The sequence below is a fragment of the Streptomyces sp. NPDC102360 genome (genome assembly GCF_044766085.1).
Lineage (GTDB): Bacteria > Actinomycetota > Actinomycetes > Streptomycetales > Streptomycetaceae > Streptomyces.
This window is the reverse complement of the sequence record NZ_JBIWLG010000001.1, coordinates 1,909,005-1,923,119: the sequence shown is the minus strand read 5'-3', so window position 1 is coordinate 1,923,119 and position 14,115 is coordinate 1,909,005. Positions and strand designations below refer to the sequence as shown.

The 14,115-nt window shown below is 70.4% G+C and carries 12 protein-coding genes; 7 read left to right on the top strand and 5 right to left on the bottom strand.

The features are described 5' to 3' along the window. Positions 1-94 precede the first annotated feature (94 nt). A complete protein-coding gene (locus ACIRHA_RS08835) occupies positions 95-490 on the bottom strand; it encodes a tautomerase family protein (protein ID WP_403841648.1) in 396 nt (131 codons plus the stop codon). 188 nt (positions 491-678) lie between these two features. Between ACIRHA_RS08835 and ACIRHA_RS08830 the strand changes: the two genes are divergently transcribed. Continuing rightward, complete coding sequence (locus ACIRHA_RS08830; RefSeq protein WP_403841645.1) at positions 679-1,110, top strand: hypothetical protein; 432 nt, start codon at positions 679-681, stop codon at positions 1,108-1,110. A gap of 71 nt (positions 1,111-1,181) precedes the next feature. On the opposite strand, the gene ACIRHA_RS08825 is transcribed toward ACIRHA_RS08830, so the two are convergent. Continuing rightward, positions 1,182-3,575 (bottom strand): ATP-binding cassette domain-containing protein, encoded by a 2,394-nt coding sequence (locus tag ACIRHA_RS08825; RefSeq protein ID WP_403841642.1) that lies wholly within the window; start codon positions 3,573-3,575, stop codon positions 1,182-1,184. A gap of 362 nt (positions 3,576-3,937) precedes the next feature. Here ACIRHA_RS08825 and ACIRHA_RS08820 point away from each other — a divergent pair, with 362 nt between their 5' ends. Next, on the top strand, positions 3,938-4,813 hold the full coding sequence (locus ACIRHA_RS08820; protein ID WP_403841639.1) for an SGNH/GDSL hydrolase family protein: 876 nt from the start codon (positions 3,938-3,940) through the stop codon (positions 4,811-4,813). Positions 4,814-4,835: 22 nt separating this feature from the next. Here the strand turns inward: ACIRHA_RS08820 and ACIRHA_RS08815 are convergent, their stop codons facing one another. Beyond that, the gene (locus ACIRHA_RS08815) at positions 4,836-6,071 is read right to left on the bottom strand and encodes an alpha/beta hydrolase family protein (protein ID WP_403841637.1); all 1,236 of its coding nucleotides are present in this window, start codon (positions 6,069-6,071) and stop codon (positions 4,836-4,838) included. Positions 6,072-6,338: 267 nt separating this feature from the next. On the opposite strand from ACIRHA_RS08815, the gene ACIRHA_RS08810 reads away from it, so the two are divergent. The 5 genes from ACIRHA_RS08810 (at position 6,339) to ACIRHA_RS08790 (ending at position 12,067) form a co-directional block, all read left to right on the top strand. Then, positions 6,339-8,540: an FUSC family protein gene (locus ACIRHA_RS08810; protein WP_403842203.1), complete on the top strand. Its 2,202-nt coding sequence runs from the start codon at positions 6,339-6,341 to the stop codon at positions 8,538-8,540. 96 nt (positions 8,541-8,636) lie between these two features. Next, a complete protein-coding gene (locus tag ACIRHA_RS08805; protein ID WP_403841634.1) occupies positions 8,637-9,404 on the top strand; it encodes a nucleoside phosphorylase in 768 nt (255 codons plus the stop codon). After that, positions 9,401-10,693 carry an amidohydrolase gene (locus tag ACIRHA_RS08800; protein WP_403841631.1) on the top strand — a complete coding sequence of 431 codons (1,293 nt, stop codon included), beginning with the start codon at positions 9,401-9,403 and terminating at the stop codon, positions 10,691-10,693. The genes ACIRHA_RS08805 and ACIRHA_RS08800 overlap by 4 nt, the downstream gene beginning before the upstream one ends. After that, entirely contained in the window at positions 10,690-11,301 is a 612-nt protein-coding gene (locus ACIRHA_RS08795; protein WP_403841629.1) for a sulfite oxidase-like oxidoreductase, read from the top strand. The genes ACIRHA_RS08800 and ACIRHA_RS08795 overlap by 4 nt, the downstream gene beginning before the upstream one ends. Then, positions 11,294-12,067, top strand: a complete 774-nt coding sequence (locus ACIRHA_RS08790) for a ferredoxin reductase (protein ID WP_403841627.1) — start codon at positions 11,294-11,296, stop codon at positions 12,065-12,067. Before ACIRHA_RS08795 ends, ACIRHA_RS08790 begins: the two co-directional genes overlap by 8 nt. 3 nt (positions 12,068-12,070) lie before the next feature. On the opposite strand, the gene ACIRHA_RS08785 is transcribed toward ACIRHA_RS08790, so the two are convergent. Further along, positions 12,071-13,393, bottom strand: coding sequence for a S28 family serine protease (locus ACIRHA_RS08785; protein ID WP_403841624.1), 1,323 nt, complete (start codon positions 13,391-13,393; stop codon positions 12,071-12,073). A gap of 162 nt (positions 13,394-13,555) precedes the next feature. Beyond that, complete coding sequence (locus tag ACIRHA_RS08780) at positions 13,556-14,047, bottom strand: peptidylprolyl isomerase (protein WP_403841621.1); 492 nt, start codon at positions 14,045-14,047, stop codon at positions 13,556-13,558. Positions 14,048-14,115 lie beyond the last annotated feature (68 nt).

The window sequence follows — 14,115 nt, the reverse complement described above, 5'->3', positions numbered from 1 at the left end:
TGGGGTATACGCCGGGTGTATACGCCCGGTCAATACGCTCATGCCGTGGCCACAACTCCACCAACTGACGTACTGGAACAACTAGTTGAGACCTTCATACCCTCTCGGCCGGCGCGTACTGGGCGACACCGTCCCCGAACGACCAGTCGATCGACCGGTTCTCGGTGATCGTGACAAGCACGTTGCGCGGCTCGGTTCCCGCGTAGGCGTGCGCCAGCTCGGCGATCCGCCGGTACAGCGCCCGCTTCTGCTCGTCGGGCCGCCCGGCCCGCAGGGTGATCCCGACGAACACCACGCCCTCGTCGCGCCGCACCCCGAGGTAGTCGTCGTAGCGGATGGTGCCGCGCACGCCGTCGTGACTGGTGAGCACCTGGAACAGATCGTCGGGCGGGAAGCCGAGCGTCTCCCCGAGCGCCTCATGGACGGCGCGGCCCAGCGCTTGGAGGCGTTCGCCATCGGCGTTCAGGGCGTCTATGCGGACGAGCGGCACGGGCGTACTCCTTCATGGGCGGGCGTGAAACGCGGCGGGATCGACACCGTTGCCGTACATACTAGTAGTTACAGTTTCCGGTTCTACAACCCCACCCCGGATGCACCCCCGTCACCTGATCGACGTAGGGTCCCCTTTTGTTCACCCGAAGGGTGGCATCAGGACCTCGACGACCAGGAGCTCTTCCCGTGCCCGCACCGTCCACTGCCCCGGCGCCCATCTACGACCGACTCGTCGACGAGCACGGTGATGTGCTCGCCGACGCGCGTGAGGCCGCGCACAAGGCCGAGCGCACCGCGGAAGGCGTGCTCGACTTCGGGCACGCGGAAGCCCCCCGGACCGAGCACGCTCCCCAGGCCCCCGTCCCCACGCAGGCGCAGGCGCCGCAGGGACAGCAGGCCCCGCAATCCTTCCAGGAGCAGCAGGCTCCCCAGCCCGCCACTCCCGACCAGACCCGGGCGCCGCACGGCCAGCAGGGACCGCAGGCCCCCCAGGGCCAGCAGGCACCCGAGGGCCCGCGCGCACCCCAGGGCCAGCACGTACCGCAGGGTCAGCAGGCCCCGCACTTCCCGCAGGCCCCTCAGACCCAGCAGCCCCCCGCCCCCACGCAGGAGGGCTGACCGCGACCGCGGCCGGCCCTCCCGGTCGACTCGTCCGCCGCGACCCTCCCCCACGGGCCGACGGCAACCGGTCAGTCGCGCACGTACTGCGCCAGGTGCTCGCCGGTGAGAGTGGAACGGTCGGCGACGAGGTCGGCGGGGGTTCCCTCGAAGACGACCTTGCCGCCTTCATGTCCCGCCCCGGGGCCCAGATCGATGATCCAGTCGGCGTGCGCCATCACCGCCTGGTGGTGCTCGATGACGATGACCGACTTGCCGGACTCCACGAGCCGGTCGAGCAGCCCAAGCAGCTGCTCCACGTCCGCCAGGTGCAGACCCGTGGTCGGCTCGTCCAGGACGTAGACACCCCCCTTGCCGGCCATGTGCACGGCGAGCTTGAGCCGCTGCCGCTCGCCGCCGGAGAGCGTCGTCAGCGGCTGTCCCAGGGTGAGGTAGCCGAGCCCGACGTCCTCGAGCCGCTCCAGAATCTTGTGCGCGGCCGGAGTACGCGCCTCCCCCGCTCCGAAGAACTCCACCGCCTCGGTCACCGGCATCGCGAGCACCTCGCTGATGTCCTTGCCCCCGAAGTGGTAGTCGAGCACCGAGGCCTCGAACCGCTTGCCGTCGCACTCCTCGCAGGTCGAGGCCGCGGTGGCCATGATCCCCAGGTCCGTGTAGATCACCCCGGCGCCGTTGCACGTGGGGCAGGCGCCCTCCGAGTTGGCGCTGAACAGCGCGGGCTTCACGTCGTTGGCCTTCGCGAACGCCTTGCGGATGGGGTCAAGTAGCCCGGTGTACGTGGCCGGGTTGCTGCGCCGTGAGCCGCGGATCGGGGTCTGGTCGACCGCCACCACCCCGTCGTCGGCGGGGATGGAGCCGTGCACGAGCGAGCTCTTGCCCGAACCCGCGACGCCGGTGACGACCGTGAGTACGCCGAGCGGGATGTCGACGTCTACATCCCTCAGGTTGTGCGCGTTCGCCCCGCGGATCGCGAGCTTGCCGGTGGGCTCGCGCACGGTGTCCTTGACCGCGGCCCGGTCGTCGAGGTGGCGCCCGGTGATGGTGTCACTGGCCCGCAGCTCCTCGACGGTGCCCTCGAAGCAGACGCTACCGCCGCCCGTGCCCGCGCCGGGGCCGAGGTCCACTACATGGTCGGCGATGGCGATGGCCTCCGGCTTGTGCTCCACGACCAGCACGGTGTTGCCCTTGTCTCGCAGCCGCAGGAGCAACTTGTTCATCCGCTCGATGTCGTGCGGATGCAGGCCGATGGTGGGCTCGTCGAAAACGTAGGTGACGTCGGTGAGCGAGGAGCCGAGGTGGCGGATCATCTTGACGCGCTGCGCCTCGCCGCCGGACAGCGTGCCCGCCGCCCGGTCGAGCGAGAGATAGCCGAGGCCGATCTCCTCGAACGACTCCAGGGTGTGCCGCAGCTTGGCGAGCAGCGGGGCGACCGAGGGCTCCTTCAGGCCGCGCACCCACTCCGCGAGGTCCCGGATCTCCATCGCGCACAGGTCGGCGATGCTCTTGCGCTTGATCTTCGAGGAGCGGGCCAGTTCGCTGAGCCGGGAGCCCTCGCAGTCGGGACAGGTCTGAAAGGTGACCGCCCGGTCCACGAAGGCGCGGATGTGCGGCTGCATCGACTCCCGGTCCTTCGACAGGAAGGTCTTCTGGATCTTCGGGATCAGGCCCTCGTAGGTGAGGTTGACTCCATTGATCTTGACCTTGGTGGGCTCCCGGTAGAGGAAGTCGTGCCGCTCCTTCTTGGTGTACTTGCGGATCGGCTTGTCCGGGTCGAAGAAGCCCGAGTCCCTGATCACCCGGACCACCCAGCCGTCCCCGGTATAGGTGGGGATGTTGAAGGGGTCCTCGTTGAGCGACTTGGAGTCGTCGAAGAGCTGGGTGAAGTCCATGTCGGAGACCGTGCCCCGGCCCTCGCAGTGCGTGCACATGCCGCCGGTGCGGCTGAACGACACCTTCTCGACCTTGGACTTGTCGGCGCCGCGGTCGACCGTGAAACCGCCCTGCGCCGAGACCGAGGCGACGTTGAAGGAGTACGCGCCCGGCCCTCCGATGTGCGGCTTGGCGAGCCGGCTGTAGAGGATGCGCAGCATGGCGCTCGCATCGGTGGCGGTCCCCACCGTGGAGCGCGGGTCGGAGCCCATCCGCTGCTGGTCGACCGTGATCGCGGTGGTCAGGCCGTCCAGCACGTCGACCTCGGGCCGCGCGAGCGTCGGCATGAAGCCCTGGAGGAACGCGCTGTACGTCTCGTTGATCATCCGCTGCGACTCGGCGGCGATCGTGTCGAACACCAGCGAGCTCTTGCCCGACCCGGAGACCCCGGTGAACACCGTCAGGCGCCGCTTGGGCAGTTCGATGCTGACGTCCTTGAGGTTGTTCTCCCGCGCGCCGTGCACGCGGATCAGGTCGTGGCTGTCGGCGGGGTGCGACGTTGACGACGGGGTCCCCGTCCTCGCGACCTTGCTCATCATGTCTCCAACGGGTGTCCACGGCCGCCGACGGGAATCCGCGGCGTCGCCAGTCTCGAATCAGTGTGTTCGATTGTCTCCGTCCGAGCCGCCCCCGCCACCGCAATCGGTAAACACGCCGGGCGGCCTGCCGACGGGTCCGCAATCCGTCTGTGAGGCTATCGAGCACCACTGACAACCCCGCGTTGCACGACTCTCCCCTGGTCACGCCCCTGCGCACGACCCCGTGCACACCTATTGACTCAAATTCAAACTCGTCGGTAGCTTCAACTACCAGCGCGCTGAACCCCCTTGCCTCAAACGGAACTTGGCCGTGTCCCGGCCCGGTTTCGCGGCTTCCGAAGGCTTCGAAGGAGCACCAGATGGCGATCCGCGCGTTCCACGGCAGACTCACCGCCCTTGCGGCCACGACCGGCGCCGCCCTCGTCACCCTCGCCGCGCCCGCACACGCGGCCCCCGAACCCCTCTCCTACGCCGCCCTGGGCGACAGTTACAGCGCCGCCTCCGGTGTGCTCCCGCTCGACCCGAAGGCCAGCCCGCTGTGCGCCCGCTCCACCGCCAACTACCCGCACGTCATCGCGAAGCGCACCGGCGCCGCGCTCAAGGACGTGACGTGCGGCGCCGCGCAGACGAAGGACTTCGCCGGAGCCCAGTACCCCGGCGTGGCGCCGCAACTCGACGCGCTCGGCCAGGACACCGACCTGGTCACGCTCTCCATCGGCGGCAACGACAACAACACCTTCATCAACACGATCCTGTCCTGCGCCACATCCGGGATCGCGTCGGGGGGCCAGGGCCACCCGTGCCAGTCCAAGTACGGCGACAAGTTCAGCGACGACATCGACACCAAGACGTACCCGGCGGTGAAGTCCGCGCTTGCGGCGATCAAGAACAAGGCACCGAACGCCCGGGTCGCGATCCTCGGCTACCCGTGGATCATGCCGCCGGTCGCCCAGAAGGGCTGCTTCGTGAAGATGCCGATCGCGTCCGGCGACGTCCCGTACGTACGCGACATCCAGTCCCACCTCAACAGCGCGGTGCAGCGCGCGGCGAGCGAGACCGGCGCGACCTACGTCGACTTCGCCCGGTCCTCCGAGGGCCACGACGCCTGTCAGCCGATGGGCACCCGCTGGGTCGAGCCGGCCCTCTTCGGCACCAACTTCGTGCCCGTGCACCCGAACGCGCTGGGCGAGTCGGCCATGGCGGACGCCACGATGGGCGCGCTCGGGATGCACTGACGGAACGGATGCGGAGCCCGCTTCATATGAAGGCGATCTCCGGGTACCGCGGGGACGGCGCGTCCAGGAGCGCGCCGTCCCCGCCGCGCAGCCAGCGGTCGAAGAAGGCCGCGAGATACGCCCGTTGAGCTGCGACCGCCCGGTCGGTGGGCACCGTGCCCACCCATGTGGTCAAGGTCTCGCGCGGGAGATCGAGGCGGGCCGCGATCTGCGGCAGCAGCGTCGTCGCATCCGTGTATGTGGCGTGCCGGGAGCCGCGCAGGGTCAGGTCCCGTCGCCAGCCGCCGCTGTGCCGCCACATCTCCCGCCAGGAGGGGACGGTTCTCCGGTCGATGCCCGCACTGCCCATCAGGAGCACCGGCCGGTCCACGCCCTCGGCCGCGACGGTGGACAGGCCGCCCTCGTCGTGGTCGTCCTGGACGTACGCGAGCACGCCGTCGAGGTTCGCGGCCGCGGCGAGCCGCGCGTCGTCGTGCAGGGTCTGCAGCGCGGCGAAACCGCCCGCGGACTGCCCGAACATGCCGATGGGCGCTCTGCGCAGCCGGCGTGTGTCGAAGGCCTGCTGCACCGCATCGAGGACGAAGCGGGTGTCGGCGACGCGGACGTCCACTGTCTTCTTCAGCAGCGCGGTCACCGCGTCTGGTCCCGACCGCTGCGCCTTCTCGAACTCCTGCGGGAGCCGGGAGACGGCCACGTGTCCACCGGGGAACTCCACGGCCGACACGTCGGAGGGATGGTCGATGGCGATCACCACGTAGCCGCGGGACGCCAGGTCGTCCGTGAGCGTCGTGCCCAGGGAGCGCGGGTCCACGACACCCGGCGAGTACAGCACCACGGGGTGCGCCGCACGGCGGTCGAGCGGCGCCGCGGTGTGGGCGAAGGTGCGCGTCGCCGCCCAGTCGACGCGGCCCGCGGGCAGCCCCTCGAAGTTGTTGAGCCGGTCGAAGCCCGCCGCCTCCCGTGCCGTCATCTGCGGCGCCCGCCGGTGACCGGCCACCGAGCGCGCCGGGTACCGCACGTCCACCATCAACTCCCGTGCGGGAGCCGCCGTCCACGGGTCGCGGCGAGAGCGGTCCACCAGGCGCAGCGCCACCCTGCCCACCGGGTGCGGGCCACTCGGAGCCGGTAACCGCAGGCGCATCCGCTGCGGCGCGGCGGCCACCGCCGGCGCCGCGCCCAGGGCCAACAGCGCGGCGCCGGCCGCGAGTACGCCCCGCCGGGCCGGCCTTCCCATCGACATCGTGCCGAGATTGTCCATGGCTCAAGATTCGCGGGCCGACGCCCGACACACCATCCGGCCCGCCCCCACTTCTCGTTGGGGGCAATCCCCCAGAAGTCGCCATGTGGCCAGGGTGACCAGGTGGGGGACCGTCCACCTGTCGATACTCGTGTCAAGGGCGCGCCCACCTCCTCGTATGCTCGGGGGGACGCCGACGGACCGATCTTGGAGTGAGCACTGGTGGCGCGACGGCCGAGGGACACCTGGGACCGCTTCATTGCATCCGATCCGGGGCTGCTGCGCCTGATGGCCGGGCTGCGGATCGTCGCGGCCATCGGGCTGACGCTCGCCGTGCTCGCGCTGCTCGGCACGGATGTGACGCACATGGTCGCGGGCGCGATGGCCGCGATGGTGAGCACGTTCGCGATCCGTGAGAAGAACCTGCGCGGGCAGGCGATCACCATCGCATGGGGATTCCCGGTGGCGCTCGCCGCCGTGAGCCTCGGCGCGCTGCTGCACAGCAGGGTCGTCGCCGGTGATCTCTTCTTCATCGCGCTGATCTTCGGCGCGGTCTACTGCCGCCGGTTCGGCGACCGGGGCACGGCCCTCGGCCTCATGGGGTTCCAGGTCTACTTCGTGTCGCTGTTCGTGAACGCGACCCCCGATCAACTGCCGATCCTCGCGGGCACGTTGGCGGTCGCGTTCGCCTGCAGCGCGGCGGCCCGGTTCGCACTGGTACCGGAGACTCCGCAGCGCGTGCTCGGACGGCTGCGCGGGGCGTTCAGGGCGCGGCTCGCGCAACTGGTGACCGCGCAGACGAGGCTGCTCGACGCCGCACCGGAGGACGTCGACGACGTGCTGGACGACCTGCGGCACCACACCTCGCGGCTGCACGAGACGGCGCTCATGATCCAGGGGCGCCTGGAGGACGGCGCCCGGGACACGGCGACCGCCTCGCTGATCCAGCGCCGTATCGCCGACGCGGAGATCTCCGCCGAGCGCCTCGGCATGCTGCTGCTCAACGCGCGCAGCGCCGAGCGCGCCGACACGCTCACCCTGCACCTCCCGCACGCGCCCGCGCCCGCGGCGGGCAAGCTGCTGCACCACGAGGACGAGTCGACGGCCACCCTCCGGCGCGATCTGGGCGCCCTGCACCTGATGGTGACGCGACCCGCGGATGCCAACCGGGGCGCGGCCGTCGCCCAGATCCGCAACCGTCTGCTCGGCTACCGCGACGAGGAACGCATGCCCCCGGGCGGCACGCTCGCCGTGCAGGACGTGTTCCGCGGCATCGGTGAGGCGGCCCGCGCGGTGATGGGCCTGCGGATCGCCCTCGACGGCCCGCAGGACGAGTCGGACGACTCCCCCGCCACGACGCGTTCGCGCGAGGAGCTGGAGGCGGAGGACATGTCCATCACCGGCACCGTCGCCATGGCCACTGAGCAGGAGGCCGACGAGGAGGAGGACGACCGCTCGGGCCTCGACCGGCCCACCACCCGCGCCGCCTTCCAGGTCGCCGTCGGCTCCGGCCTCGCGATCGTCGGCGGCGAGTTCCTGTCCAGCCAGCGCTGGTACTGGGCCGTCCTGACCTGCTGGGTCGTCTTCCTCAACACCGCGTCCACGGGCGAGATCGTCATCAAGGGCTACCGCCGTGTCCTCGGGACGGTGCTCGGTGTGCTCGCCGGAGTACTGCTCGCGGGAGCGGTCGGCAATCACACGTGGTCGGCGTTCGTCCTCGTGCTGCTGTGCGTGTTCGCCGCGTTCTTCACGGCCCCTTTGTCGTACGCGCTGATGTCGTTCTTCGTGACGGCGATGCTGGGCCTGCTGTACACGCTCTTGAACACCTACAGCTTCGACGTGCTGGTGCTGCGCATCGAGGAGACCGCGCTCGGTGCGGCGTGCGGCATCATCGCGGCGATGCTGGTGCTTCCGGTCCGCACCGACCACCGGACCGACGAGCTGCTCGCCACCGTCCTCGAGCGCCTCGGCGATGTCGTGGCGGGCGCGGTGGAGCAGCTCAGCGGCGGCCCGGCCGCGGACCTGCTCGACCGGGCGCGGGACCTGGACACCGCCCTGGACGATCTGCGCGCGTCCACCAAGCCGCTGACCCACGCGATCGCCCCGCAGCGCGAGCGGCGGCAGACCGTGCGCTATCTGGTGGCGCTCCTGGAGACGTCCGCGTACCACGCGCGTTCCCTCGCTGCGACCGCCGAGCTCGTGCCGTACAGCAAGCATGTGGCCGCCGATCCGCGGCTCGGCCGGGCGGCACGGCGCATCGCGCACAACATCGATGTGCTGCTGGCGCAGGTGACCGCCACCGACGACGCTGACCTGACGGGGACCGTCGAGTCCGGCGCGAGTATCGCGGCGATGCTGGAGACGGACGGCCTGGGGGTGCCGGCCGCGAACACCGTGACGTTCCGTGTGCTGCGTCACCTTCAGCGGCTCGACGAGGGGATCTCCGGTCTGGCCCGGCCGCTCGGCGTCCCTGTGGGACCGCGCACATAGTCACGCCCCCGCTTCAAACCCCCTCCGACCTGGGGATACGATCCCCGGATCCCCTGCGAACCCGATGCCGCGCCGACGCCTGACTGGAGCCACCTCGTGAGTGCCCCCGCACCCGATCCCCACTCCTTGCTTCCGCTGAGCCGCATACCGCGTACGGGGCTGCCGCCGCGCGCCGTCGTCGTGGGCGACCCGGAGCGTGCCGCGGCCGTTGCCGCGCTGCTCGACGACGCCGTGGAGGTGTCGTACAACCGGGAGTACCGGACGTTCAGCGGGACGTGGCGCGGGATGCCGGTCGTCGTCGCCTCGCACGGCATCGGCGGGCCCGGAGCCATCCTGCTGTTCCAGGAGCTGGCCGACGCGGGCGTGAAGACGTTCGTGCGCTTCGGTACGGCGGGTGCGATGCGGCCGGGGATCGGCGACGGCGACCTGGTCGTCGCGGAGGCCGCGGTGCGCGACGACGGTGTGACCGGCCAGCTGGTGCCCGCCGAGTACCCGGCGGTGTCCGCTCCGGAGGCCGTGCTCGCCCTCACACGGGCGGCACGTGAGGCGGGCGCCCCGCACCACAGGGGAATCGTGTGGACGCGCGCGGCGTTCCAACCAGGACTGATCCCGCTGAACCAGTACGACGGCGCGGGCCTCGCCGCGATCGAGATGGAGGTGTCCGCGCTGTTCGTCACGGCGTCGCTGCGCGGGCTCGTCGCGGGTGCTGTGCTCGTCGTAGACGGCGTGAACGCGGACGACCTGGTGGACCAAGAGAGCACCGGCGGCTACGACCCGCACCGCGAGGTCGTCGCGGAGGGCGTCGCGCGCGGCAGCGTCGTGGCCCTGGAAGCGCTGCGCATACTTACGGAGGAGCAACTGTGACCGAGTCCGTCGATCTGCTGGTGCACGGCGGCACCGTCCTCACCGTCGACGACGCGTCGACGGTGCTCGACGACGGCGCGGTCGCCGTACGCGACGGCGCGATCGTGGCGGTCGGCCCCTCCGACGAGCTGCGCGCCCGCCACACGGCCACCGACACCATCGACGCATCCGGCGCGCTCGTCCTGCCGGGCCTGATCAACACACACACGCACCTCGCGATGACGCTGCTGCGCGGCACCGCCGACGACGTGACGCTCCAGGAGTTCCTGGCCCGTGTCGTCCCCGCCGAGGCACGCCTCCTCAATCCCGGCGCCGTCGCCTCCGCCGTCCGCGTGGCCGTCGCGGAGAGCCTGCGCGCCGGTGTCACCTCCGCGCTCGACATGTACTGGTTCCACGAGGCCGCCGAGGAGACCGCACGCGCGGCGGGCTGGCGGCTGCACACCGGACCGCTGTTCATGGACGTCCCCGAGCCGCCGGACGGGCGTCCGTACCAGGAGCGCCTGGAGTGGGCGCGCCGGTACCTGGCCGGGCGCCCCGCGGGCACCCGCCCCGTCCTGTTCGCGCACTCGACGTACACCCTCTCGCCCGAGCAGCTCGTCGAGTGCTTCGCGCTGGCCCGTGAGTTCGGTGCGCTCATCCACCTGCACGCGGCGGAGAACGCCGCGGAGGTCGCGGGCGTCGAGGTGGCACACGGCAAGCGGCCCGTGGAACTCCTCGAATCCCTCGGCCTGTTGGGCCCCGACGTGGTGCTCGCGCACGCCGTCGACCTGACCGGCGGCGAGATAGCGGCGATCGCCCGCGCGGGCGCCTCGGTCGCCCACTGCCCGGTGTCGAACCTGAAGCTGGGCTGCGGCATCGCGCCGGTGCCTCGGCTGCTCAGCGCAGGTGTCACCGTCGGCCTCGGCACGGACGGCGCCGTCAGCTCGAACACACTCGACGTACTGGGCGCGGTGCGGCAGGCCGCACTGGTGCACAAAGCGGACGGCGATCCGACGGCGGTCGGCGCCGAGCAGGCCGTGCGCATGGCGACCATCGAGGGCGCCCGCGCCCTGGGCCTCGGCGACGAGCTGGGTTCCCTGGAGGTCGGCAAGCGCGCCGATCTGGCCGTACTCGACCTGAACCGGCCGCACCTCACACCGCGCCACGACCCGTACGCGATGCTCGCCTACGCCGCGCAGGCCTCCGACGTGCGGGACACCGTCGTCGATGGCAGGGTCCTTATGCGCGACCGTACGCTCACGACCCTCGACGAGGGCGCGGTCCTCGCCGATCTGGAGGCCCTCGCATGACCGGCCACGCGACCCGAGGCTTCGTCGGCCGCCCCCGCGTCCACAACCCCGGCCTGCCGCCGGGCCAGTACGACGCGGGCGACGACTGGCCCGTACTGTCCGCCGAGGTGACGCCCCAACTGGACCGCGAGGACTGGTCGTTCACGATCGACGGCCTGGTCGCCGAGGACCGCACCTGGACGTGGGACGAGGCGCAGGCGCTGCCCCCGGCCTCGTACAGCGGAGACATTCACTGCGTGACGACGTGGTCGAAGTTCGGGGTGCGCTTCGGTGGTGTCTCGCTCGACACGCTCCTCGACGCCGTGCGCCCCTCCCCCGAGGCGACGCACGTCATGGCGTACTCGCACACCGGATATTCGGCGAACCTGCCGCTCGCCGATGTGACGGGCGGCAGGGCGTGGCTCGCCTTCACCTACGAGGACGAGCCGCTGCCGACCGAACACGGCGGCCCCGCCCGCCTGTTGGTGCCGCACCTCTACTTCTGGAAGAGCGTGAAGTGGGTCGCCGGCCTTCGGCTCCTCGATCACGACGAGCCCGGTTTCTGGGAGCAGAACGGGTACCACGGGCGGGGCAACCCCTGGGAAGAACAGCGATACGCAGGTGACTGAGACCGTGCAGAGCGAGCAGACCGTGCCGCAGACCACCACCTTCACACCGCCGACCCGCTTCGCCGTGCCGGGCCGCATCGCCGCCGGGCAGGGCGCCGCCCTGTGGCAGCGCGCCGTGATCGCCGAGATCCGCCGGGAGACGGCGAACGCGTCGACGTTCCGCTTCGCGGTGCCCGGCTGGCAGGGGCACCTGCCCGGTCAGCACCTGATGCTGCGGCTGACCGCCGAGGACGGGTACGCCGCCCAGCGCCACTATTCGCTCGCGTCGGCCCCCGACGACTCGGGGCACATCGAACTGACCCTCGACCACGTCGTGGACGGCGAGGTGTCAGGGTTCCTGCACACCGAGGCGCGGGTCGGCGACGAGGTGGAGATGCGCGGCCCGCTCAGCGGCTTCTTCGCGTGGCCGGGCGACCGGCCGGCGCTGCTGCTCGGCGCGGGTTCGGGTGTCGTGCCCCTGATGTCGATGATCCGCCACCACAGGCGGCACCAGCTCGCTGTCCCGCTCCGGCTGTTCGTGTCGGCACGCACGCGTGCCGACCTGATCTACGCCGACGAGTACGGGGCCGAGACGACGCCGGTGCTCACCCGTGAGGGCGAGCGCCGACGCCTGGCGGCTGACCATCTGGCGCCGTGCTTCACCGAAGGCGCGCCGGAGTGGGAGGCGTACGTGTGCGGCTCCAACTCCTTTGCCGAGCACGCCTCCCAGCTCCTGGTCGACCTCGGTCAGCCGGTGGACCGGATCCGCATCGAGCGCTTCGGGTGACGCCTACCGGATTCCGGCCCACCGCTTGATCGTCGCCGTGGCCGCGTCCCGCTCGTTCGCGGGCAGCGCGGAGATCCGGGCGCCGTGGTTGGACTTCGGCACGACGTATTTGTAGGAGTCGTATCTGCTGGGCGTGAACTGCTCGGCGCTCCACGGGTCGTTCTGTCCGTAGACGAACAACATGCGCTCCGACTTCGTACGCACCCACTTGTCGACGCCCTTGATGACTGTACCGTCGTACGTGGTGCGCATGTCGGCGGGCAGCACGGAGTTCGGCTGGTAGATGTCCGGGTAGTGACGCACGCCCTTGAGGTTCTTGAACTTCAGGTCGGCCCAGCCGAGTTGGGCGGCGGCCTGCCGGTAGTAGGGGCCCGAGCTGTTGGCGCCGAGCGTGGAGTCCTCGTAGATGGACAGGCCGTGGTCGAGGGACCACTTGTAGAGGTCGTCGTCGGAGACCTTCTTGGCGTCGGGCACGGTGGGGCAGTTGTCGACGGAGCCGGACTGCCAGAAGTTCCACACCTGGTCGAGGACCGCGAACTCGTAGGCCCTGTCGGTCGTTCCGAGGGTGTTGGTGAAGGTGTAGCCCTCGTCCTTCGCCGTCTTCTCGAACTTGGGCAGCAGGGTGTCGCGGCGCGCCAGCATCTCGCGCTGCACAGCCGCGAGCGCGTCGCGGCACTGCTGGGTGCCGACCCTCTTGAAGAAGTCCTCGTAGCCGCTGTCGTCGTTGTTGTCGGCATCGTTCGGGGCGACGTAGGCGACGACTCCGTCGTAGTCCTTGGGATGGAAGCGGTAGTGGTATGTGGCCGTCATCCCGCCCTTGGAACCGCCGGTCGCCAGCCACTTCGACGACTTCTCGTACAGCGGGCGCACGGCCTGGACGATGCCGTGCTCGTCGGCGGCCTCCTGCTGGACGGTCATCTTGTTCCAGGGGGTACCGCCGGCCGGCACGGACTCCTCGAAAAAGCGGTGCTCGACGCTGAGTTGGTTGGCGTCGAGGAGGGTGGTGGGCTCGCGGGTCGAGGACGACAGGCCGTAGCCGCCGGTGTAGAAGACGACGGGCTTGGCCGTCGACTTGTGCCAGAGCGTGAAGCGCTGCCGGAACGTACCCGCGCCGGGTCTGGCGTGGTCGACGGGCTGCGTGATCGACAAGGAGTAGAGCGGGAAGCCCTCCTTGTCGGTGACGCCGGTGACGGTCACGCCCGGCAGGGCTCGCAGCTGGTCTTCGAACGAGGCGGGCGCGGCGGTCGCCGGCGCCGCGGTGGCGGCGAGGGCGCCCGCCGTGAGGGCGGCGGACAGCAGCAGCGTGGGTATGGTGCGCAGGCGCACGGGTGCCTCCCTGGGTCGAGGAAACGGTCGGTGGATCAGTGATCCACCGACCGAGACCTTAACCCGTGCCGCGCGCAGGGGAGTTGGGCTCGTACCGGAAACGCGAGAGGCCGGGACCCCTGGGCGGGGTCCCGGCCTCTCGCGCCGGATGATCGGCCTGGATCAGAGCTGGCCGGACTCCGAGATCGTGATCTTGGCGGAGGTGGAGCCGCTGCGCGAGCCGAGGGACTCGATCTTCTTCACGAGGTCCATGCCGTCCTCGACCTCGCCGAAGACGACGTGCTTGCCGTCCAGCCAGTCGGTGACGATGGTGGTGATGAAGAACTGCGAGCCGTTGGTGTTCGGGCCCGCGTTGGCCATGGAGAGCTGGCCCGGCTTGGTGTGCTTGAGCTGGAAGTTCTCGTCGGCGAACTTCTCACCGTAGATGCTCTTGCCGCCCGTGCCGTTTCCGGCGGTGAAGTCGCCGCCCTGCAGCATGAACTGCGGGATGACGCGGTGGAAGGACGAGCCGGCGTAGCCGAAGCCCTTCTCGCCCGTGCACAGGGCACGGAAGTTCTCCGCGGTCTTCGGGACGATGTCCTCGTAGAGGTTGAACGTGATCCGCCCGGCGGGCTCGTCGTTGATCGTGATGTCGAAGTAGGTCTTGATTGCCATGGACGCAATCCTTTCATCACGAACCCCGGATTGCCGATTCGGCCCGTCGGGATGGCCGTTTTCGTACG